17 protein-coding genes are annotated in these 25,279 nt (G+C 25.8%); 13 read left to right on the forward strand and 4 right to left on the reverse strand.

The features are described 5' to 3' along the window. Position 1 precedes the first annotated feature (1 nt). Positions 2-2,650, reverse strand: a complete 2,649-nt coding sequence (alaS, locus tag ACJA28_RS03345; protein ID WP_022935626.1) for an alanine--tRNA ligase — start codon at positions 2,648-2,650, stop codon at positions 2-4. Positions 2,651-2,801: 151 nt separating this feature from the next. Beyond that, on the reverse strand, positions 2,802-3,125 hold the full coding sequence (locus ACJA28_RS03350) for a hypothetical protein (RefSeq protein ID WP_022935625.1): 324 nt from the start codon (positions 3,123-3,125) through the stop codon (positions 2,802-2,804). A gap of 219 nt (positions 3,126-3,344) precedes the next feature. Between ACJA28_RS03350 and ACJA28_RS03355 the strand changes: the two genes are divergently transcribed. Next, positions 3,345-5,066 carry a ribonuclease J gene (locus ACJA28_RS03355; RefSeq protein ID WP_022935624.1) on the forward strand — a complete coding sequence of 574 codons (1,722 nt, stop codon included), beginning with the start codon at positions 3,345-3,347 and terminating at the stop codon, positions 5,064-5,066. On the opposite strand, the gene ACJA28_RS03360 is transcribed toward ACJA28_RS03355, so the two are convergent. After that, positions 5,056-5,775 carry a hypothetical protein gene (locus tag ACJA28_RS03360; RefSeq protein WP_022935623.1) on the reverse strand — a complete coding sequence of 240 codons (720 nt, stop codon included), beginning with the start codon at positions 5,773-5,775 and terminating at the stop codon, positions 5,056-5,058. The two genes, ACJA28_RS03355 and ACJA28_RS03360, sit on opposite strands and share 11 nt — an antisense overlap. Before the next feature lie 162 nt (positions 5,776-5,937). On the opposite strand from ACJA28_RS03360, the gene ACJA28_RS03365 reads away from it, so the two are divergent. The 12 genes from ACJA28_RS03365 (at position 5,938) to ACJA28_RS03420 (ending at position 24,908) form a co-directional block, all read left to right on the forward strand. Further along, positions 5,938-8,619 (forward strand): hypothetical protein, encoded by a 2,682-nt coding sequence (locus ACJA28_RS03365; RefSeq protein ID WP_022935622.1) that lies wholly within the window; start codon positions 5,938-5,940, stop codon positions 8,617-8,619. Then, positions 8,609-10,612, forward strand: coding sequence for a hypothetical protein (locus tag ACJA28_RS03370; protein ID WP_022935621.1), 2,004 nt, complete (start codon positions 8,609-8,611; stop codon positions 10,610-10,612). The genes ACJA28_RS03365 and ACJA28_RS03370 overlap by 11 nt, the downstream gene beginning before the upstream one ends. Further along, positions 10,612-10,941: a histidine triad protein HinT gene (gene hinT, locus ACJA28_RS03375; RefSeq protein ID WP_022935620.1), complete on the forward strand. Its 330-nt coding sequence runs from the start codon at positions 10,612-10,614 to the stop codon at positions 10,939-10,941. The genes ACJA28_RS03370 and hinT overlap by 1 nt, the downstream gene beginning before the upstream one ends. Before the next feature lie 9 nt (positions 10,942-10,950). Beyond that, the gene (gene pepF, locus ACJA28_RS03380; RefSeq protein ID WP_022935619.1) at positions 10,951-12,768 is read left to right on the forward strand and encodes an oligoendopeptidase F; all 1,818 of its coding nucleotides are present in this window, start codon (positions 10,951-10,953) and stop codon (positions 12,766-12,768) included. Positions 12,769-13,013: 245 nt separating this feature from the next. Next, a complete protein-coding gene (locus tag ACJA28_RS03385; RefSeq protein WP_022935618.1) occupies positions 13,014-13,220 on the forward strand; it encodes a hypothetical protein in 207 nt (68 codons plus the stop codon). Positions 13,221-13,449: 229 nt separating this feature from the next. Then, the gene (locus tag ACJA28_RS03390; RefSeq protein WP_022935661.1) at positions 13,450-14,412 is read left to right on the forward strand and encodes a hypothetical protein; all 963 of its coding nucleotides are present in this window, start codon (positions 13,450-13,452) and stop codon (positions 14,410-14,412) included. 78 nt (positions 14,413-14,490) lie between these two features. Continuing rightward, positions 14,491-16,236 (forward strand): hypothetical protein, encoded by a 1,746-nt coding sequence (locus tag ACJA28_RS03395; RefSeq protein WP_022935660.1) that lies wholly within the window; start codon positions 14,491-14,493, stop codon positions 16,234-16,236. Between the two features lie 49 nt (positions 16,237-16,285). Then, on the forward strand, positions 16,286-17,869 hold the full coding sequence (locus ACJA28_RS03400) for a hypothetical protein (RefSeq protein ID WP_022935659.1): 1,584 nt from the start codon (positions 16,286-16,288) through the stop codon (positions 17,867-17,869). 10 nt (positions 17,870-17,879) lie between these two features. Beyond that, positions 17,880-21,023, forward strand: coding sequence for a hypothetical protein (locus ACJA28_RS03405; protein WP_406602198.1), 3,144 nt, complete (start codon positions 17,880-17,882; stop codon positions 21,021-21,023). 39 nt (positions 21,024-21,062) lie between these two features. Further along, complete coding sequence (locus tag ACJA28_RS03410) at positions 21,063-21,344, forward strand: hypothetical protein (protein ID WP_406602177.1); 282 nt, start codon at positions 21,063-21,065, stop codon at positions 21,342-21,344. 38 nt (positions 21,345-21,382) lie between these two features. After that, positions 21,383-24,748: a hypothetical protein gene (locus ACJA28_RS03415; protein ID WP_406602199.1), complete on the forward strand. Its 3,366-nt coding sequence runs from the start codon at positions 21,383-21,385 to the stop codon at positions 24,746-24,748. After that, positions 24,702-24,908 (forward strand): hypothetical protein, encoded by a 207-nt coding sequence (locus ACJA28_RS03420; RefSeq protein ID WP_406602200.1) that lies wholly within the window; start codon positions 24,702-24,704, stop codon positions 24,906-24,908. The genes ACJA28_RS03415 and ACJA28_RS03420 overlap by 47 nt, the downstream gene beginning before the upstream one ends. 65 nt (positions 24,909-24,973) lie before the next feature. Here the strand turns inward: ACJA28_RS03420 and ACJA28_RS03425 are convergent, their stop codons facing one another. Further along, positions 24,974-25,219 (reverse strand): hypothetical protein, encoded by a 246-nt coding sequence (locus ACJA28_RS03425; RefSeq protein ID WP_406602180.1) that lies wholly within the window; start codon positions 25,217-25,219, stop codon positions 24,974-24,976. Positions 25,220-25,279: the final 60 nt, after the last annotated feature.

Below are 25,279 nucleotides of genomic sequence, written 5' to 3' on the forward strand. Positions count from 1 at the left end.
TTTATTTTTTTAAATAATCTAAGTTAATTTTTTCTTTTGAAACTCCTTGTCAGATTAGATTATTCCCCCCCCCCTTTAATTCAAAATTTTTTAGATGAATTTTAATAAATTCTAAAATATCATATTTTTTAGAAGTAATAATAACAAGAGATTTTTGATTTTCAAATTTAGATACACAAATAATGATTCCATCTTTAATTTTTTCTCTTGTTTGGATTGCAATATCTTTTAAATTAAAGTTATCTAGTTCGTTAATAAAAATAATTTTCTTATTATCTAAATAAAATTCTTGTAGTTCAAAATTATTGTAAGTTTTATTAGGTTCTTTCAATAATATTTTAGTTTCGTCGCTAATAGAATCTATTCAAGATTTAACTATTTCAATTTTAGATTCTAAGTCAATATCATCATTAAAGAATCCAAATTTTAATAATTCTCTTTTTGTTTCTTTGGTTTCGTATAAAGATTGATATTTTTTCATTAAAGAATCAAAAATTTCTTTATATTTTTTGAATTCGTTTTTTAAATATTGATTAACGAGAGCAAACGATGTAATTGCTCTTATACGATAAATTCCTGTTCCTTTTGATTCAACGCTTATTATTTTGAATGCTTCTAAATTTTTGGTAAAGTCAATGTGTGTTCCACCACATAAATCACTAGTAATTCCAGGAAATTCAACTATTCTAATATTTTTAGAATCAAAATATTCGCTTTCATCAATTGTCATTATTGCGCCCATTTTTTTAGCTTCATCTATAGTTGTTTCAATATATTTTCTTTCAATATTTTTGTTTATTACATCCCTAACGAATAATTCAATTTTTTTAACTTCTTCATTAGTTGGTTTATGGTTTAGAGGAAAATCAAATGTTAAACGATCTTGGTTATTATCAGAACCTAATTGATCTATTTCTTTTCCATAAATTTCTCTTAAAGCAGCAAATGTTAAATGAGTTGCTGAATGATTTCTCATTAAACCTAATCTTATGTTTGGATCAACAAAAACATCAATTGGTTTTGAAGAATCTATTTTTCCTTTTATTACATGAATATTATTATTATTTTTGTCTTTAAAAACATTTAAAAGTTTAATTTTATTCCTATTTTGAATTAAAAAACCTTGATCATTATGTTGTCCACCACTAGTTGCGTATAATGGAGTTTTTTCAAGTATCAAATATGATACTTCATTTTCATTCGCTTTTTGGATAATATTTTGTTCATCTAGTAAATATAGAATTTTTGCATTTTTTAGTTCTAAATGGTCATATCCAATAAAATCACTAACGTGTTTATCAATATAAGTTAAAGAATTAATTTGCTTATCAAATGTAATAATGTTGTTATTTGATTTTGATTTTTGTGAATGTTCTTCTTTTAATTTTGTTAATTTGTTAAAATCAAGACTAAATCCATTTTCAATAAGAATGTCATTTGTCATTTCAATCGGGAAACCGTAAGTTTCATACAATTTAAACGCAACATTTACATTAAATTGTTTATTAGTTGTGTTTTGCATCTCTTCTTCTAATATTTTTTTGCCTTGTTCAATTGTTTTTGAAAATGTTTCTTCTTCTTCTTCAATAATTTCTGCGACTTTGTTAACGTCTACTTTAAAAATTAACGAATCAACAACAATAGGGACTAACTTATATAAGAAGGTTTTATCTAATATATTTAATTTTTTACCAGCATAATAAGCTCTTCTAATTAATCTTCTGATAATATAGCCTCTTTGTGTATTAGAAGGTTTTTCGCCATCACTGATTGCATTAGTAATTGCCCTCATATGATCTGCAATTATTTTAAAATATTTATTAATTATTTCTTGTTCTAAATCTTTTTTAAAATAATTTTCAATATCATACTTATATGTAGTCATTTTTTCAACACTATGAATTATTGGTAAAAATAGGTCAGTATCAAAATTAGTTGGGCCATCTTGTAAAATAGATACAATTCTTTCTAGACCAGCTCCAGTATCGATATTTTTTTGGGCTAATTCTACATATTCATTATTGCCTAGATTATTGTATTGAGAAAATACGATATTTCATATTTCAATAAAACGGTCATTTTCAATATCTTTTGCAATTAATTCAGGACCTCCTTGATGATATTTTGGACCACGATCATAAAAAATTTCTGTATTTGGTCCACAAGGGCCAGAACCAACATCTCAGAAATTTAAATCTCTAGAACCTGGAATTAAATGATCTTTTTCATAACCTAAAGATATTCATTTATCTCTTACTTCCAAATCTTCTTCAAAATATGTAATATAAATTTTATTTTGATCTAAACCAAAAACTTGTGTAACAACTTCATGAGCAAATTCAATTGCTTCTTTTTTGAAATAATCACCAATCGAAAAATTTCCTAGCATTTCAAAAAAAGTATGATGTCTTGCTGTTACGCCCACATTTTCAATATCATTAGTTCTAATAGATTTTTGCGAATTAGTTATTCGACTACAAGGCGGTTTCTTTTTTCCGGAAAAATAATCTTTTAAGGTTGCAACTCCAGAATTAATTCAAAGTAATGAAGGATCTTTGTAAGGTATTAAAGATTTTGATTCAACGAAAAGATGTCCTTTTGAAACAAAATAATCTATTCAAGCTTGTCTAATTTCTTTTGAACTTTTCATAAAACAAAATATGTAAATATTTTAAAACATTAAATTAGATTTTTTATTTTATACTGAAAAAACTAGTTGACCAAAATTAAAATTCTATTTTAATCGTAAGTTAAATTTATTGTTTTTCAATGGTTTTTGATATGTTCAAAAAATATTTATTTTAGTTTGATGTATTATGTTTATTCTCTTCATTATTATTATTGTTGTTTTCTTTATTTTGTAAAGAATCGTTGTTTAATAAAGTGTTTGAAGCTATTGAACCAAATACGATTGCAGAAATAGGCCCTAAAATGACGAAACAAAAGATACCTCATATAATTTTTTGATCTTCTAGTTCTTTGTTTTTTCAATTAGTAGATAGAATTTTAATTCCACATATGATGTCTAGAATAAATGTTACAATTGCGCCAATTAAAGTGAAAAATAATATTAATCCAATAATTCCTTTTTTCTTAATTCCTTTTGCTTGCTCTAATAAATCCATAGATATGTGCCCCTTTGTACATATAAGCTAACAAAATCTTATCATACATTAAGTCGTCAATAATATCCTTGTCTTGTATTTAAATTGTAAATTATTGTTTTTTTAAAAAAATGAAATGGTTTTTAAAGAATTTAATAAAAAATGTTAAAATGAAATTAACTTAAAAGTTAATGTTTATTTTTTATTTCAAATAATTTCTAAAAAAGGAGCTTAAGTTTTATGAATAATCAAGCCACAAGATTTTTTGGTTTAGGTGGTTTTCAAGAAATAGGAAAATCTACTTGTGTCATTGAACATGATGATCAAATCTTTATTGTAGATGCAGGAATTCAATTTGCTAATGGTTCTTTAACAGGAATTAAAGGTATTATTCCTGATTACCAATACTTAATTGATAATCAAAAAAAAATCCAAGGCCTTTTTTTAACTCATGGTCACGAAGACCATATGGGTGGAATTGTTTATTTAGTACAAAATTGTGATATCAAAAGAATAGTTGCTCCTCCAGTAGGCATTCAGTATTTAAAATTTAAATTTGAAGAAAGAAAAATTAAAACATCTAGTATAGAATGAATTGAAATTAACAAAGATTTAGTTTTGAATTTTGGAGATATGAAAGTCGATTTTTGATCAGCTCAACATTCGATACCAGATGCTTTTGGAATAAGATTTTCTAATCGCAATGGATCAATGCTTTTTACAGGTGATTTTAGAATTGACTATACACCAATAGGTTCTTATACTGATTTTGATAAATTAAAAAAAATTGGTGAAGAAAATCTTACAGTTCTTTTTTCAGATTCAACTAATGCTATGAGACCTTATCATTCACCTAGTGAAAAAGATATTTTAAAAGCAATTAGAGAATATATGGAACAAGCACCTAAAAAAATCATTATTACTGTATTTGCTTCAAATATGTCTAGAATTTGCGCAATCATTAAAATTGCACAAGAAATGAATAAAAAAGTTATTGCTTTTGGTCGTTCAATGGTGAATGGTATTAATATTGCTAGACAATTAGGACATATTGATGTTGATGATTCTGTTTTTATTGACAAAAAACAAATATCAAAATATGATGATAATGAATTATTGATTTTAACCACAGGCTCTCAAGGCGAACCACTTGCTGGATTAGCAAAAATGGCAGAAGGGAAACATCCACATGTTACCATTAAACATAATGATTTAATTATATTTTCATCTTCACCTATACCAGGAAATCGAATAAAAATAGAATTATTAATCAACGATTTATACAAACTAGGAGCAAATATTAAAGAAAATAAAATTGATGGATATCTACATACTTCAGGACACGCTTATCAAGAAGAACATAAAAAAATTTTTGAATTAACAAAACCAACTTATTTTTTTCCATATCACGGAGAATTTAGAATGTCTGTTGTACATGGACAAACAGCAATTAAATCGGGTGTTGATCCAAACAACGTTATTATTGCAAAACATGGTGAAGTTTATGAGATGTTAAATCATAAAATTTATAAAACTAATAAAGTAATTGAATCAAGTCCAATTTATATTGATGGCGAAATTGCTTCAGTTAAAAATACTAAGTTAATTAATGAAAGAGAACAACTTGGAGAGAATGGTTTTGTCTATGTTTCTATGCTTATAGATAAAGAAAAAAATGAAATTGTTGGTCGAGCAAAAATAATTACAAGAGGAACAATATATGTTAAGTCTTCGACAGATATTATTTCTGAAATTAGAAAATTAGTTCACGGAGCTGTTCTATACAAAATTAAAAACTCTGATGATTGAACATCAGCAAAATTAAAAAAACTAATTCAAGAAAGAGTAAAACCTTACTTTTATAAAACTAAAAGAAGAAGTCCATACGTTGTAGTTTCTATTCAATATGTTGACAATCTTAAATACTTAGAAGATAAAAATGTAAATGAAGTTAATGCTTAATTTTATTTATTCAAAAATAATCAAATTTTTTATTGGAAATGATGGGTTTTTTTTGTCAATCAAAACCATATCTTTTATTTAAAAAAACATTTCATTCTTTAAAAATATAAGTATAACTATCATTTCAATTTATTTGTTCTCTTTCCATAGTTATAGAAGGAATTCAATTTTTATTAATATTGTCGCTAAAAGAATCGATTATAAAATAACCTCTATATTCATCATCATAAATATTTGAACATACTTCTTGTCAAGTTAAAGGACTTCAGAATAAATTCAAAAAACTATAAAAAGTTCTTTTTATAGAATTCAAAAAACCTTTTAATTCTTTGTTTGAAGATTTGTAAAAACCTATTTTTTGTCTTATCAAATTTTTAATAGAATAATACTTTTCAGTTTTTTTAATATTTGCTTTTATTAGTAGATTAATTTTGATAACTTCATTTAATTCTTTTTCAAAATAAAAAGGATTAGTAAAAAAGTAGTTATTTTTTGTTGTTGAATCAATAATATTGTCATGAAAAAAAAATAGTAATTTTTTATATGAATCAACAGTCATAAAAACCTCAATTATATTTTTTTGACTGTAATTTTTTTTACTTTGATAATCTAACAAAGATAAACCACTTAGTGAATATCAAATATTATTTTTATTACATTTTTCGTTGAAAGAGTTTAAAATGGATAAATTATTTTGTTTAGGTTCCATGACACAAATTATATACAAGTTTAAGTTAAGAGATAAAAAGGAACATTAAATAGAATTTTATTATTTAGTTACAAATTTTGTACTTTTGTTATCATTTTATTCAATCTTTAATTGACTAAAATTTATAGTAAAATTAAATCATTGTTTTGATTATGGAGGAATATGTCTAGAAAAGAAAAAAAAGATAAAAAACGGAAAGTTAATTCCTCATTTTTTTCAAACTTAAATACTGATAGTACTATTGAATATGGTTTTGCTGAAAAAAATCCAAAGTCAAAATGAACCAAGTGAATAATTGCGGGATTAGTTCTAGGAGCTACAGCTACTGGAATTGCAGTACCTTGAGCGTTATCTTCATGTACTTTATCTTTAACTTTGCCTTATTCAGATAGAGAGGTTATGTATCGTTATTTTGATCCAATAACAAAAGAATGAGTTAATGTAACATATAAAGAATTTAAATCACGTATTGACAAAATTCAAATGACTACATCTATTTTTGATAAATGAGATGATGTTTTTTATAAAACAGTTTTAGAAGAACTGTATCGTGAAGAAAGAAATGCATTTTTAAAATTCAAAGCTATTTACGAAAAATTACATAAAGGAGATAAAGATTTAAAAGTAGAAGATTTTGGTGCTGATTTATCAATATCTTTTAAAGAAATTGAAAAAAATCAAAAAACAATTTTAAATGAAAATAAAAAAGCATTTCAAAAAGCTACTGAAAATGATAGTAATTGGTTAGAAAAGTGAATTAAAGAATTACAAACAAATTCAATTTATGGTCCACAATTGGCAGAAGAAGGATCTACCAATGTAAGTGTTTTAGAAGAAAAAGCTCTTGCTTATATGGTAAGCAAACAAATTAAAAATTCAGCATTAGCTAGATATAAAGGTGTATCAATTTCGCAAAATAGTTGAAATTGAATTGATTTAAATTTTGCAAATCGATTACCTTCATCTTTAGACTCTACTAACGAATTTGTTAAATGTAAAGAAGAACAAAAAGATGGAACAGAAAGAGATGTTTCATTAACAGAGCAAGAAGCTCAAAGAATTTGAAAATCTTATTTGAATAATATTGAACTAGATGTTAACGGTAATTTAAGTAATCCTGGCGCTAATGTTGTTCAACCTAAAAAAACAGATACAACAGACGAAAGTAAGAAGAAAATTGTTGTATTCGAAACAAAATCTTATTCAACTGAATATAGAAATCCAATAAGCAACAATAATTTAACAAGTTTAATTAAAAACAACTATAAACTTAGTTTAATTTCTTCGTTTACGCTAACAGGGTTAACGCCCGGAGAAAAAAATGCCTCCCCTTTTATTTTTACTTCAGATTTTTTAAAGAATTTATTTAAAGTAGAAATTAAATACGGAAATGAATCTTTATTTGTTCCAATGAGTAGATTGTCTAATTTTAAAGGAGCAAATTTAATAAACACATCTAGAAATGAAAATAATGATAATACTAAATCAAACGATTTAGATAACTTGTTAATTAAAAAATTAAGTGGACAAGACACTTCTAATTTAGGTTCTTCAAAACTTGTTGAAACATCAAGTTTATTTACTGCGTCTTCAGATTCAAACAATGGTTCAGACAGTAACGAAGATAGCGGATCTAGTAGTAAAAGTACTAGAGATGATTCTTCTTCATCTTCTTCATTAAATATGTTTTATATTTCAGCTTTAACTTCTTCATCAAATGGTTATAATGGAACAAATAACGATTTATTTTCTATAAATCAAAATAATCCTTTTAGTGAGTTTATGAAAATTCTATTTTCTATAAATGATAGAAATGAAATTGATTTATCATCTACTGTTACAGGAAATAAAAATACAGAGCAAAATTGAAATAATTTAAGCTATGGTTCATTACAAGTTAGCTACAGTTTAGGTTCATTTATTAAACATTTAAAAAATAACTTGAATGCTGCTGATTTTACTTACAAAAATACAATAAGTGTAGATGCATTCAATACCCAGCTTGATAACTTAATTAGTTCTCTAGGAACTGAAGATTTAATTTTTTTGGGAAAAATATTCAATTCTATTATGATAGGTAATGCTAGTGATATTAATGGAATAAAAATGAATTATTCAGATAACGAACATTTTATTAATCAAGTTGGTTATTGAACATTATATCAATTGTCGGCTCCTGAACAACAAAACGGCAATATTGGGACTTACATGTATGTTTCTTCATCTGAAATTAAAATATTTTCAAAAAGTTTTTCCGAACCACAATTAGAAGATTTTCAAAAAATGGCAATTAATGATTTGTATAAATATGCAGATAATTCATCATCAAGTGAAGAATCTACAACAATTAACATGTACTATGATACTCCTTCGATATTTGCAAAATTAGATAATCCAAACTTAATAGTTATTAATTTATTGGATCCTAAAGGACAAAATACTAATGAATTAGTAAGGTTATTTGGTGAAGGAATTTTAGATATATTGAAGAAAGATGGAAAAGAACATACACCTGAAATAATAGAAGGAATTATAAAAGATTTTTATAACTATGCCAGAAATGAATTCTATTTATCAAATGATGAAGCAAAAGGCAAAATAGTATCCAATATTTGAAATAGTTTAAAAACTATTGTTGATTCAAAAAGAGTTTATGATTTTGCAACTATTCAGGATGTAAACCAAGTGAATCAAGCAGCATTTCAGACTCAACTCAAATACAAAGATCAATCTTTAGCTATTGGTCAAAATGCAATTGAAAATCTATTTATTACTAATCTACAAAAAATTTTATCTCCTAGCACAAACATAAAAAAAATAATGAAAGGTAATTATGAAAAGTAGATTTAAAAAAATATGAATAACATCAAGTATTTCTTCTTTGGCTTTTATTACACCTTTTGTAGTTACTTCTTGTTCAGATTTACCTAAAGGTGATATTAGCAAACAAGAACAAACAACAGCACTTGAATCAGAAGCAGCTAAAATAACAATACTAGATAGTTGATTGACCACTACTTATACTGCTTTATATACAACAAATATAAAACCAAATTCTTCAGATTTGGATAAAGAAAAAATTACAAATTCATTTAGATATTATCTTGATTATTTAAAATGGCCAGAAAGCGAAACAGGTAAATTGGTGGGATCTGAAACAACTGTTTCTTTTGCTATTGACGAAAATCTTTTGTCCAATGAAGAAAAAAATAAATTTGTAAAAAATATAGAAGAAGCATATAAGTTTTATGTTTCTTTCATGTCAATTGTTCAGTCTTCTTCAAGTGAAGGTAGTGATTCAAATTCTTCAATACAACCTAAGGTGTATTTTCAAATAAAAGCAACTGAATGAAAAAAAAATAAATATAATGTTTGAGCGCCAATTGAATCTGACACAGGCAAATCATTAACTATTACTGATTTTAATCCTAGTTTAAGTTATACAGGATGTAGTGAAGATGGCAATCTTATTAAGGATGATTTTAAAATTTTAATGTCAACAAGAGGAACTTTAGTATATCAAAATGTAATGAAATTACTACTATCAGAAATGTATTTTTTACATGCAACCGAAGATCAAATTAAAAATGGAACCAACTTTAATAAGATGACTAAAAATCCTTCTAGTGTGAATTATATTAATACAATGTCATTTGTTGATCATTCAACTTCTGAAATAAGTAAGTTTAATACATTTTTACTAAAAAAATATATGGTAGAAAAATCTCCAACTTTTAAATGATCTTATTCAAGTGATGATTATACTACTTCAGTTAGCACATCAGGACTTGTTTCAACAATCAATCAATTTAATAATTTAAGTACAACTTTAGATACAAAATTATCTAATACAATTGTTCCAAATTCAAATGAGATAGGAGCAATAAATAATCTTTCAAATTTAGAAGCATATAATAAATTTGAGATAAATTCTGAGTCGAGTTCAGAAACTGAATTAACAGAAGATTTAGCTAATGATATAGATTCAATAAAATTGTTTGGTTCATCAAAGATAGGCTTATTGGATACTAAAACAAATAAATTATTTACATTTAGTGAGTTTGAAGCAATTAAAGGAGCAATAGATCATAATAGTAAGAATTCAAATAAACTATCACTACCTAGCATTAATGTTAAAGAAGAAAGTAAAAATAAAAATTCTTATTCATTATTAATCGGAGATTTAAAAGTTGCTTGAAATGATGTAACAGTGGAACCGACTAATAATAATGAGTTTAAAAACGAAAGCAACGGCATTATTCAAACATTAATAATTAATTCGATTGGTTATAAACCTTCTGAAACAAATACGCAGAAAGTAACTATTTCATTTACTTATAAATACAAAATAAATGCTGAAGCAGAAAAAAGTTTTGATTATAGTTTTGTTTTAGAAAATTGATCACAAAAAGAACAAGATCAAAATAATATTCTTTCAAAAGGTTATCTTTTTAGTGGAGATCCAAATAAAGTTGGAATTGAAATATTTGACACAAGTGATGGGAGTATTAAACCCAAAGGAGTTACATATTATTTAAGAGCGTTGCCTATTTTTGAAAAATTTGCTGATAATGGACAAATTTATATAGGTAAAAATTGATATATGAGAGGACAATTTACATTTAAAAATACACCTTGAAATACAGAAGAAGAACAAAGAAAATTAATCTATTTCTTTTTACTTTCAGACTCAAGCTTATTTAACTCAATAAAAGATTTTTATTTATTTAATAATTTTAATGTTGAGGGTGATGTTAGTGAATTAACTTCTCAAATTTCATCTTTAGGTTTATCCAAAAAAACAAATGACGATCGTAAGAATGCAGGTATTATTTAATGGAAACAATATTTTCAAAAATAATTAACAAAGAAGTGACAGCAAAAATTTTGTTTGAAAACAAAAAAGTTATTGCTTTTTATGACATAAACCCAAAAACAGAAGGTCATTTTTTAGTTATACCTAAAAATTATTCAAGAAATTTGAAAACAATTAAGGAAAAAGATATGTCTTATTTATTTAAAATAGCACGGAAATTAGCTTTAAAAGAAATTAAAAAATTGGGTGTTGATGGATTTAGATTAATTGTAAATAACGAAGCTTCGTCAAAACAAGTAATTTTTCATACTCATATTCACATTATTCCAAGTGAAAAATTAAATAAATAGAGGTAGAGAATGAAACAATATAAAAAATATAGTGATGTTCCTAAAAAATATCGTTTTGATTTAGATTCTCTTTTAAATGGATTAACTATTGAAGAATTAATAGAAAAATTATTTAAGGAATTAGATAAAAATTTAAAAGTAAAAGATAGTAAATACGAAAATTCGCAAACATATTTAAAATATCTAAAAGATCAAGAGAAAATAACTGTTTTATTTAATAGAGTGTCGAATTATATTTCTAACAATTTATCAATTAATGTAATTGACAAAAAAAATAATCAATTAAATGAAGATTTAAATTTTAGATTTTTTAATTACCAAAAAAAATTAGGTTCAGAAACAAATCGAATTTTTAAAAATGAAAAAAAATTAAAAGAATGAATTCAATTGGATGAATTTAAAAATTTTAAAAAAGATATACAATTTACGCTAACCAAAAAAAAACATAAATTTGAAAATAATATTGAAGAATTTATAAAAAGAATTTCAAGAGCTGAAATAAGTGCTTATGAAGTTTTTTCCATTATTACAAATAGTGAATTAAATTACGACTATGCAATCAGTTCTAAAAATAAAAAAATTAAAATAACTCCTGCTAATCGTATGCAACTTATGTTAAATAAAGATGAGCAAATAAGAAAAACAACTCAAAAAAAATGAATAAATGCTTATTTGCAACATAAAAATTCTTTGGCTTCTCTTTTATATCAGCATATTAAGAATATTTCAACTTGAGCTCTAGAGAGAAAGTATAAATCGTCTATTGAATCATTAATTGACGAAGACAAAGTGGATATTAGGTTGTTAGAGACATTCTATCGTTCTGTAAAGAACAATATTAATCTTTTTAACAAATTTAAAAAAGTTCATAAGAAATTTTTTGAAATTAAGTATCGCAAAAAATTTCAATCATGAGACATATATTTACCACTAGTTAAAATTCAAGAAAATTATTCTATAGAAGAAAGTCAAAATATTGTTTTGGAAGCATTAAAACCTTTGGGCGAAGAATATTTATTAATTGTTAATAAAATGTTTAAAGAAAATTGAATCGACTATTGTATTGTTGATAATAAGAGATCAGGAGCATATTCTATTGGATCAACATATGGAATTGACAAGAAATTTATTTTAATGAATCATGATGGTAAATTAAATTCAATTTCAACTTTAGCTCATGAAATAGGTCATTCTCTTCATTCTTATTTTTCAGATAATTCACAACCTTATAATTTATCTCAATACCCAATATTTTTAGCTGAAATTGCTTCTATTTTTAATGAATTAATGTTAAATGATTATTTAGTAAAAAATACAAATAATGACGAACTTAAGTTCTATTTAATTTCTGAAGCTATTAATGAATTTGAAGCAACTGTTAGAAGACAAACCATGTGATCAGAATATGAGTTTGAAATATATAATCGTATTGATAAAGGTGAAGCTTTATCAACGTTTGATGCTTTAAAAGAAGTTTATAAAAATGTTGCAAAACAATATTCTTCATCTGAAAATAAATTTAAAAAAGATGAAGATTTATATGCTGCTATAATGGTTCCTCATTTTTATTATGATTTTTATGTTTATAAGTATGCAATTGGTTATTTGGTAGCAAATTATTTTTTTCAACAATACAAAAAACAAGGTAAAAATGTACTTAAAAACTATATTGACAATTTTTTAAGAAAAGGTGACTCTCAATGACCTATTGATTTATTAAAAGAAGCAGGTATTGACTTGTACGATGAAAACTTTTATAATGATGCATTTCAAGAATTAGATGAAAAAATTAATGAATACATTAGACTAGGTAAAAAAATTTTCTAATATTTTTATTATCAATTTTGAATTATAAAAAATAGCATTAAGATTTATTAAAGTAAAGTTTTGTTTTATAATTAACAAACTGTGTCAACAAAGAAAAATTATGTAGTTAATGCTCAAATAGGTTCTATTCACAAAATTGCTCTAAACGATTTTTTAGTCGTTCTCAAACTTATGAAATTAAATTAACAAAAATTGATCACAAATCTGGAAAATATGAAGGATTATTTAGTGGTAGAATAAAATCTGTGAGTTATTCAAAAGATTTTGAAGATAAAGTTTTGGATTTTATGAACAAACAAAATAAATTTAATGATGCTGTTTTTGATTTTATGAAAGAACAAAAAGAATTTAATAAAGAAATTCGAACAGATATTAAAGATATTAAATCTAGATTAGATGTTCTTGAATCATTTCATAGAGATGATTTTAAAAAGATGAAGAAAAGTAAATAAATTATTCTTTTATTTTATAAACAAAATTTATTTGGAAATATTAAATATTTTTATTTTTGTAAGAATAATCTGATTATTTGTTGAGAAACACAAGTTTAATGATTTGCACTTCAAACAAAAAAAAAAAAAAAACGAAAAGTTTTAGATAGAATATTATAAATAATTTTGTAAGAATACTAAGTGCTGGTAGAATTAAAGATTTTTATATAAAAATAAAGGATGAAATATTATGGAATCAAAAATAAAAAAAATTTCAATTGTTGTTTATTGTAATGGTGATTTCCAAAAAACTAAGCAAACACTATATTCATTAATTGATCAAAATATAAGTCATTTATTTTTTGATGTTTTTATATTAAGTGATAATGCAAATAAAAATTTTTCTCAAAAATTAAATGATTTTATTAAAAAAGAAGAATTAATTAATTATCATATTTTCTCTTTTGATTATTGAACAGGACTACCACTTACTTTTAGCTTCTTACTAAAAAACAATATTATTAAAACAACTTATACAACTATTGTGAAATCTGGAGATACACTAGCAGATGGTTGACTAGAATACTTTTTAAATAATTTATATCCAATGAAATATGATCTGTATATGACAGATTTAAAAGATGAATTATATATCCCAAAAGATAACATAGAAAACGATGGAAAAGATTTTAGTATTTCAAAATCAAGAATAATTATTACTCCAACACCTTCAGGAGAACTAAGTCAAAATGAAGCAATTTGCACCAAACCAATACTGTTAGGGAAAATTTGAAAAACTAAAAATATCAGAAATATTAAATTAGATAATGACAGAATCTTGTATCAAGATATTTTTATGTACATACAAATGATTTTGTTTAGTCAAAAAATTTGGTATGAAAATAAATATTCAGGAACAGTTAGAAGAAAACCATTATTCCCAAAAACAATGGATCCAAAAAGAATTGAATTATTTTCAATTACATTAAATAAAATGATTTCTAGACATCCGTTTGTCAATGGTCATGTTCTTCAATTACTAGCACTTGCTCTTGAAAAAACACAAAAAGAAAATCAAAAGTTATATCTACTATCTAATTACAAATATTTACAAGATAATTTTGAGATAGTTCCAATCTATAACTTATCAAAAAGAAAGGTGGTAAAACTAACAAAACCATTTGTAGAACAAGGTGAAATAAAAGTTGAATAAAAAAACTTTTTTGTTAAAATTTTATGGGTATTTTTAATGTGATCATTTTTATAAATGTACAATCAAGGAGAAAAGATAATGCACTTGTCTAAAAAAACAAAAACAATTTTAGCTTGAACTATTCCATCAGCAGTTTTAATTGCTGGTGCCACTATTTCAGTTCCTTTTGTTGTTATTAATGAAAATAATAAGTATGATACTTTGAATAAGGCTCAAGATTTTACTCCACTTTCTTTTAATCAGATTTCTTCAGACGAAAATTTAAATAATAGCGTTAATCCAAGTAATTATGATATTAAATATTTTGTTTACAAAATATGTCTTTCAAACGAACTAATAAATAATGTTTTTTCTTTTGCTAAAGAAGGACTGGTAAATATTGGTAATGGTTGAAAAGATACATCTAATGATGTTGTTTATCGTATAGTTAATGTAAATATTCTAGAAAATGAAGAAGGATTTGTTGTACAAGATAATAACTATGTTTTTACATTAGAAATTAAAAAAGAATATAAAAACTCAAGTAGAACATATACAAAAGAAATTACAATACCTACTTCTTCATTTGCTTCAGTTGAAAATTCCAAGAAAAATTTTGTAACTAATGCATCAAAATCATTAAATTCATTGCTAATGTCTCAAGATATCAAATTTTTTGTTGAAGATGCAGAGATTCAATCAATTGATAGAATCGATAATAGTAATGATTTAAATATTAAAACTTCAGGTTCTCTGGCTACTTCTTTTAGAAAAATTGATGCAAATAACCAAGTAAAATATTTATCAAACAATAGTGAATTTGAATATCTTTTAGGTGATAAAGTTTCTTTCTCAACACCAATCAATGAAAATGGCACAAAGTTGGTAATAAATAGTGAAGATGCATATAAGTTTAATTCAAATGGTGAATTTGATACAACAACACAATTATTTACATTTTTAAAATCTCAACAAGCAGCAGGACATTTGACATATTTACCGGAACTAAGTAAAGAAGAAACAAGAACTTTATCTAAAGCTGATCAGATTGATAAACAAATTCAAAAATTAATTTTCGATCCAGAGAATACAACTTATATTGTTAAAGATGGCAAAAAAATTCCTCCTGCAAATTATCAAGCAGTAGTTACTAAAGTAGAATTAGGTGAGGATGCTTACACTTATTTAGTAGCTTGATCAAATATCTTTACTGTATCAGGTTCAATCGTTGATAATGCTTCTGAATTAGAACTTAAAGTAAACCCTCATCCCGATGGTACACAATTGACATGAGAAGAATTACAGCAACCAGCAAACTTTAGTTATATTAGTACAATTCAAAAACCACAAAACAATTTAATTTACAAAATAAAAGAAGTATCATTTAACGATACTTACAAAACAAACGCAATTGTTAAAGTAGAAATTAGTAGTGAAGCATTAGGACCTCAAATCACAAAAACTTATGAAACACAAATTAGTACTGGATTCAAATCAGAAGCTTATGTTAGCTTAGAAAAACAAATTAATCAAAAATTATCTTCTGCGAATGATTTAAGTCCACTAAAACCTACTGTCACTAAAAAAGATGGCGTGACTGATCAAGATTTATACAATAATGTATACAATCTAAAAGCTCTAAGTGAAAATTTAAATATTGAACCACCACAAGGATTAGATCAAGCACTTTATACAATCACAAACACTAGATTAAATGATAATAATCAAATAACAATTTGATTTAAAATATCTTCAGTGAATGATCCAGAAAGATATTGAACATATAATTCAAGCGTTGCTCAAGAAATAATAGTTGTTATTGACTTGGTATTAGATTTGAATTAATTTAATAAATAGAGTCAATATAAACTAAAATTAATAGAAGGAGAAAATTATGTCGACAAGTATAGCACAAGAAGTTAACACTAACAACACAGATAGAAGAGAAAGCGTTGTTTCAAGTCAGGAAATAACTTCAAGAAAATGAAAATTTGATTCAATATTTAAAGTTATCGCTGGAATTATCTATGGTTTTTTCTTTGGTATGTTACCAGCAACTTTTATTTTTAATGGATCAATTGAAGCATCAAACCCACCAATTTATGAAATTAGTGCTATTGTTGCCTTATTAGCAATTAGTACATTATCATTAGCACTTATTTTTTGATTATTTAAAGGTGATATTAAGAAAAAACATCCTTTAGCTTATGCGTTAGTTCATGTTTTAAATGCAGCTATCCTTTCAGTAGGAATTACAGTAGTAAGCGCAATTAGTAATTATTCTGAATCAAATAATGTTGATCGTTACTTAATATTAGCAATTGCTTATGGTGCTTGAGCATTGATTATGGCAATTGTTTCAGTTGTTACAATGTCAGTTTATAAAAAACAATACCCATTATCATGATCAAGAGCTCCATTTGCTATTTTTTCATTTCTATTTGCTGGACTTGTAGAATTGTTCATTTATTTATCAGCAAATATCGATTTAAAGGATGGATTAAATAATCAATCAATTTTATTTGCTGTTTTAGGGTTAGTATCATTTGTTATCGCTTTATTAGTATTTGGATTAGCAACAGCATTTATTAAAAGATATAGAGATGTTCTTTTAGGTGAAAGAACAGAATATGAAATTGATACCATTAGAGATTGAGAAAGCGCAAGAGTTTTTGCATTAATTATGTCTTCAGCAATGATTTTAACTTATTCAGTTGCTTTAATCATTAATCAAACAATTTCATTTAGTCAAATTCCTCTATTTGTAGAAATTGCAATTGATGTAATTTTGGTAGTGCCTTATATCATTATAATTTCATATATTAAGATTCAAAATATGAAAAATTCAAACCAAGGATTCTATATTTCAAGAATTTTTAAAACAATTGACAATGGATTATTGCTAGATGTATTTGCTTGAATAATTGTTGTTAAATCAGCACTTATCCAAGGTATTTACTATGATGATAACAGTATTACTAGTGAAATAAAAGCATTAATGCTAATCATTACATTTGCATCGCTATTAGTTCTTTATGCATTTACAACAATTATTCAAGTTAATATTCCTAACTTAAGAAATACAGCAATTACCATTCCAACTTTATCATTTGCATTAATTCTAGGGTTATTTACAATTTTATTTGGTGGATACTTATATAGAGATTCAAATATTGCTGATCCAGAAAAATTAGCAATATCACCATTAGTATTTGTATTTATGTCAGTTATTGTTTTAGCAGGGATGTCAATTTCGCTTGTAATTAAAATTTGTATGGTTGCTAAAATTTTTAAATCAAATTGAAAGAAAGAAGAACAAGTTGATAAATCAGAGTTAGCTCAGAAACAAGCACAGGATGTAAACGATTTAATTGGTGAAAGAACAAAAGAAGTTGATATAGAAGCAATTAAGCAAACAAAAAATAAACAACAAACACAAGAATTTAGAACAGCATTAAATGAAAGTATTAAAGACTAAGGAGGTTAATATGAGAATGAATACAAACAAAAAAACAATTTTATTATCATCAGTAACAGTAACTACTTTAGCTTTAGGTGCTACAGCAATTGCTTTATCTAATTCTTCGTCAAATAATCAATTAAATAAAGATTTATTATTAACACAAAAACAAAGTATTAGTGTTAGAGAAGTTTCACCAAATGGTGATCGAAAAGGTAATTTAGTAAATCCAGATGAATTGTTCTACATGAGTCCTGTTTTGACTCCAGAATCACACCCAATTATTGAAGGTGATGTAATCAATCAAACAAATGTAGAACTATGAAAAAAATTCTCACAAAATATTAAAGCAATCCCGATTCCATCTTCATTGCCTTCTTCAATTCAATTACTTGTTCAAAAATTACAAGATATTTCTACACAAATTGAAGGAACAATTAAGTTACGTTCAGCTTTAGAAGCATCTAAAAAAGATTTTATTACTAACATGACTGGGATATTGCCAGATCCAGCTCAATTTTGAGAAGATACAATTAAAGAACAAATAGTTCAACAATCAGGTTTTAAAGAAAATATTGCTGAAATTGATGGAATTAATGAAATTCAGCAAAATTTATTGATTTTATCAGGAATTGTTGATGGAACTAAAATTTCAAGCATCGCGAGTGCAAATTTAAAAGAAAGAAATCTTTCAGGTGATAATGGTTCAACATCTTCTCCAATTTCTATTGGTGATGTAGCAGGACAATGATATACTCAATTAGTTAAAATTGCTGAAATTGATCCTTCAAAAACAGGAAACTATGTTCTAAAGTTTCAATTTAAAAAGAACAATAACGCATTTCCATTAGATGGAACATTAATTATTAAAAATGATAAGAATCAGTTGAGTTCCGTTACTAATGTAAGTGATTTAGTTAAAAATTTTGATATTTTTGGTAGATGAAATAGTAATGCCGAATTAGATCAAGGTAACGCAGTTTCATTTGAAAACTTTGTTGTTCAAAAATCAACTAGTGGTAAAGTTGAGCTTTTAGTAAGAGTTAAAGATCAAGAAATGGTACAAAATCTAGAATTTTTATCAGAACTTGAAGGTAGTGAATCAATAGTAACACCTGATCAATTTGGAATTTTAGATGTCCAAGCAACAAATAGTTCAACATTTAAAGGAAAAATTTTAGCTGATGGAACAACAACATTAGTTGACAATATTAGCGATACATCTAAAGTAATTAGTAGTATTGAGTTTTTTGGTAAAACATTAACAGCTAAATATAATTCAAATAGAGAATTAACAAACTTTGAAGATCATACATTAGAGTTTTATCAAGGTAAAGATTCAGAAGTAAAATTAGGTCTTAACCATGCTTATAAAGAAGGTGCTGAAGCTCAAAATCAATTAAGTTATAAGCCAATTAATATCTATGAAAATGGGATTGATACTAAAAAACAACAAGAATTAACATTAAGTGCTAATGGAACTGAACCTTCATCATTTGATCCTGCTACTTATGATTTATATTCAACAATAAGAGAACAATTACCTCAAGAAATAACTGAAGATAATTTTGAACAAGCTTCAACAATTAAATTAACTTCTGGTTTGGATTCTACAAACGCAATTACAAGACAAACTTTGAAATTTACTGCTTATTTCTATAGTATTGGTAATCGTGATAATTATGAAAATATTAATGTTAATGGTGATATTCAATTCATCGAAATAAGTGATATTACTCAAAAAATTTTCTTTGAAAAGCCAAAATCATTTAGTGATCAATCATTAACCAATAAAGAATCAACATTTAAAGCAAAAGAAAGTGTTAATGAAAGAGCGCAAGTATTGTCAATTTTAGGTAGTGTTTACAATGAGTTTAGTAAATCAAGTTCAGGAATATTTAATGGTGAAACTTATGATTTAGGAAGTCAAACATTATGAATTGGTTCTAAAAATGATTCTAAATTTACAAATATTAGAACACAAACAGAAAAAATTTCTGGATCAGCAAATACTATTTACAATAAACTAAATAGTAATTGAAATGATGTATCTTCATTTATGAATCAATTATTTTCAATAGAAAAATCAAATCGTTATGATGGTTCTTCAATTGATTCAGCTAAAAGTGTTATTAATAATTTTTTAGCAAGAATAACAGAATATACATCAAATAGTGCAGATGTCGAATCAATTATTAATAATTCAATCCAAATTGTTAAAAGTCAATACGATACAATTGATCAAAATACAACATTTGATTCTTTATCTATTGAAAATAAAAAAGCACTAGCAAAACAAGTAGCACAATTAATTAAATATCAATTTGGAACAATTAATAATGAATTTATTGCACAACAATATGGACTTGTTTATGACAGTATTAAAAATGCTCTTGAATCTACAGAAACAAAAACATATTCAGTAATTAAAGCTCCAGAAGAAATTTTAGAAATTTACAATTCAACATCTCAAGACGCTTCTAATATCAAAGTATTCAAATATAAAGATAATATTTGAAATAGTGGAGTTGCAACAAGTAGTAATGTAACATTAAAAGATTCTGCTTTATCATTGTTTAAATTGCTATATTTCAATAATGGTGATACTAACTTGACAAGATTAGGAGATTCAATTTTTAATTCTAGTGAAAATGATAATGTATTTAGCTCTCTAGATGCAACTTCATTAGTAACTTTTACTTCAGATACAGTTGCAGCAAAACAAGACAAAGTGTTAGTTTATAGTCAAATTTTATCTACATTAGGACACAAAGAGTTTGATCTTCAAGGAGTAATTAACAAAATGTTGTCTTCTGGTACTAGGGCAGATTTAAATGAAGCAACAATTTCAAATTGATTTAACCAAACAATCCACAATATCACTTCACCTAATTTTGATCGTAAAACTGAATCAACAGATTCAACAAAAGTTAGCTCTTCATATTTAGATGATTTAATTTCAGGATCAAATATTATTATTTGTATGAAATGAAAACTAAGTTCTCTAGGTGGTTCTTCATTTTTTGCTCATCAAGATGGAAAAGCTACAACTTCAGAATTGTACGAAAAAATCAATACAATTCTAAACACAAATTCTCAATACTCACCTTCAGAACTAGGTATTTGATCAAACATTATTAATGGTAAATATGATTTTGCTAAATTTACTTAAGAGCTTTCAGGTAGAGATAATGTTGATAGTTTAGAAAAAATGATTAGCGCTTTAGTAAAAGATGAAAATATTTTAGCATTAAGATCAACACCTGATGCTTCGGCGCTAACAGAATTAGAAAAAGTTTTAAAACAGTTATGATGAATTATTGTTGCTCTTGTAGGGGTTGGAGTTTTAGTAGCTTCAAGTATTTCAGTTGCAACAAAAGATAGACAAATAAAACTATCAGCTAGACCGGTATTAAAATGATTATTAATTTCAGGAATTATTCTAGGTTTAACTGTAGCAACATTAGCAATTTTATTTGGAGTTGTTTTATAAAAATTTACTTAAGAGTTTAATTAAGAAAGAGGTTTGTTATGAAAAAAAGCACTAAAAAGTTATTGGGTTTAGGAACTTCGCTTTTAATTGGTTCTGCTGGTGTAATTGCAGGAATTGGTGCTCTAAAATTAGATCAATCAGGATCATCCATTAATCAAAATAATGCTAGTCGTGCTGTTCAAAACGATGGTTTTGGACTAACTAGTCACGATTCTTTTATTATTGGAAAAAATTTAAATCAAACTGAAATTTACAATAGCACTCCAAACGTAACTAAACCAGTTCCTAATGGATATGTCACAATAAATAAAAATAATCAACTAATTTGTATTGATAAAAACGATCCAAATAAAGTGTTGTGATATTCTAATTATGGTAGTGGCTATAATGTTTTAGCTACAGAATACACTCCTTATGAAGATACATTAGTAGTTTTATACACTGATGAAAAAAGAAATGCAGGAGACAGTGTAAGGATTAAAGTTTGTAAGTATCCAAATATTTCATCAAAAACAGATGGAGGAGAATTTACAACATGAGAAGATAAAGTTGTTAACACTTATACTTATGATGGTAATACTTTTAGAAATGATACGTGAGGATTATCACCAATTTATAAAACATCAACATCTGATGGCGATAATGCTCAAGTTACTAGTTATCTAATTTATCCAAAGTTACATACAGATAATAATAATCTTGGTAGTTGAGGTTCTGATAAGATTTTTGAATATTCTGTAAAAGATAAATCAGTACAAAATAGAAAATTTAAATACCATTATACCGATAGATATCAAGCTATTATGGGAATGGGTTCATGAATTTATGGTGATAAAATTCATGCAGTTTTACTGATGCTAAGAAAAGGAAGTACGGGTTCATGAATTGAAGTAGAATATTTAGTTCAAGAAGATAACAAAGAATATTTTGCTTCAAAAGGTATTAAAAATCCTGGGAGTAGTGCTGATGGAAATTTCTGATCTGGAAGTTCTTGAGCTATTATATCCGAAGCAGTAAGATCGAATATTTCTGGTGCTGCATTTAGTTACAATTATGATACTTCTGATATGAAAGTTACATTTGCGCTTAATGCATTTGGTGGTTATGATGCATTTGGAAATTCAAATAATTTTCATAAAAATGGTCAATTAATTACCACTTCAGTTTGGTGTGGAGGACAACAATTTTCGGGAACTTCAGGTCCTTGAAGAAATAATTTATGAACTGAAACTTGAGGTGGATATTTTGATAATAGCGTAATTGCTGCAAAAGGAATTAAAAATACTACTGCATCGCCCTTACTTTTAGAAGGATATGATCAAAGAATTCAAGATTCTTCTAAAGGTTATGATGGCCGTTTTACCGCAGTAATTAATAACCCTACATCTTGAGGTAATGATACTTTTAATCCCACAAAAACTCTAAATAATAGTCGCTGAAGAATATATATGCAAACTGATGATGAAGCAGTAAATGCATCAAATTCAACCTACTATAGTAACTTTAGTACTAGTGTTGATATTTCACAAAATTATCGTTTAGGACTTAACCAAGGAGCTTTTGGAATTCCTGTTTTAGAGTATCATAATGACAATAATAACGATAGTACAATATTTAACTTAAACGTCATGTTTATGAAAAATGGTTCAAATAATGGAATTATTATTAACCAAAAAGATCGTGGATCAAATACGCAAAACAAATCAACTTATGGGTATTATACACATGCATCAGCTACTTCAAATACAATTTCAGGTTATGGTGATAGTAGCTATGCAGTTAGCTTAGTTGATAAAGCATATTTATATGATAAATTAAAACTTGGTGGCAATATTTCATATTGATATAGTTCATCTTTTATGAATGCATTAAGCATGAAGAATGTTCGTGATGATGCTAAGTTTTTAATTAAAGAAGATACAATAACTCATAATTATAATGCCGGTTCAGTATCATTTGATTTATATTCAACTATCGTTTACACTAATACAGGATTATTAAATTATAGTGATGTAAATTCGATGGAAGGTCAAGGTAATTGATGAACAAATCACAAAATTGGTACTTTTACTTTAACAGGATTTAAAACAGTTAAAGTTACTGAAATTAAAAACTTTAAAATTGATTCAAGTTTAACATTTGGCGGAAAAATAATTGCTCCTTATTTAGTTCCATCTGAAATTGTAACTAATCAATATGGTTCAAACACTAAAGTTGATTTTAAAAATTTAGTCTGACAATCAATTTGTAGAGGAGATGTATTTACTAATTTAGTAAGTACTCCAACATATAATGAAAGTTCTTGAGAACAAGACTTTAATGCATTCTTCCCAAGATTTGATATTGAAAGTGATAGTGCAACTAAAGGGCAATTTAATAACGCTGAAGGTAGCGTTACTTTAAGTGTTAAAGTATCAAAAAGATGAGCAGTTCCTGCACCAAATAGTAATGAAGATTTAGTTTCTTTTAATAACTGAACAATTTCAGGATTAAGAAAAGTTGGAGCAACTCAATTTGTTAATAATACTGAAGCAACTGCATTTATTAATCCAAATTGAAGTAATAAAAATATTCCTTATGCTGATGGTTCAACTTATAACAAAGAAATTCAATGACCTGATTATGTAGCACCTAATGTTGAAAAAATTACAGTAGATGAAATTAAAGAATTTTTATTTGAAAATTATATTAAACCAGCTTATGATGCCGCAACTAAAGAAAATCAATACGAAACATCGACTCAATGAGTGAAAAATGTTGCTTATAAAACAAATTATGGTTTACAATCAGATGGCGCATTTAATAATAACGAATTAACTAAAGATAATATTGTTATAATGAATTATAAATATTTTCCAGCTACAGGGAAAATGAGATTAGATATTAGACTTAATGTTTGAAATGAAAATGATCAAATGTTACATTGAGCTCAAGGAGTAGAAGTTAATGGCATACAAGGAACTCAAAAAGAAACTGATGCTCCATTTGGAACTTGATGAATTGGTGGTTTTAGAACAGATAATGTTACAACTTCATTTGACGAAGAAAATGTTTATGATTTAGCAGGAGTTACTTGAAATAATTACCAAATTTCATCTACTATTGCTAGTCAATCATTAGTGGATTCTAGTTATCGAACATTAGTAAGAAAAGCAATTATTGAAAAATCTATTGAATATGGATATTTAAAATTACCTTATTGAGTTGATCCAAGTTCTATTCCAACACTTGAAGGTGGTTATGGAGAGCTTTCTCTTGTGCAACTTGTTGAATCAGATAATGGTAAAGGAACAGCATCATTTAAAATATACCTTAAAAGAACTAATTATCAGGCACAAAGTGATGGGAAAGTAGCAAATGTTGGCGAAAATAAAACTTGAACTATTAAAACTTACAGGATTTAGAATTGCAAGCTCAATAAAAGTTGATTCTTCAAAATTCTTTGATTTTTCTGCTCAACTATTAACTTCGCCTCTTTATTTAAATCCAACTCAAAGATTAGATGAATTTGTTAGATGATTAAATCAAACTGAGGATAAAATTCTTGATTATATAGTAGCTTAAGATCAAGCAGCAAATCAAGGAGGAGCTCACTCTAAAGAAGAATGAAAGAGAAGATTACAATTTAATTATTCAATTAATAATACAACTAATGAAGCTTTTACATTTACAAGCAATAATGCAGCTGATGCAATTAATCAAGAATTATCAAGACAAACTGGTAAATTAGGATTTATGTATTCTGATAGTTTTACTAATGGATTTAAATTATGAGTAAAAATAACAGATTTAGAACCAGATAGTTTATACGCTTTAGAAGAATCATTCAACAGATAATCAAAAAGGATTTGAATTAAAAGGTCTTTTAGATACACAAAATGTTATCTTGCAATTAAACATGAATGAGTGGATTGAAAATCTAAAAACTCATCATG

The sequence above is a fragment of the Mesomycoplasma moatsii genome (genome assembly GCF_045276915.1).
GTDB lineage: Bacteria > Bacillota_I > Bacilli_A > Mycoplasmatales > Metamycoplasmataceae > UBA710.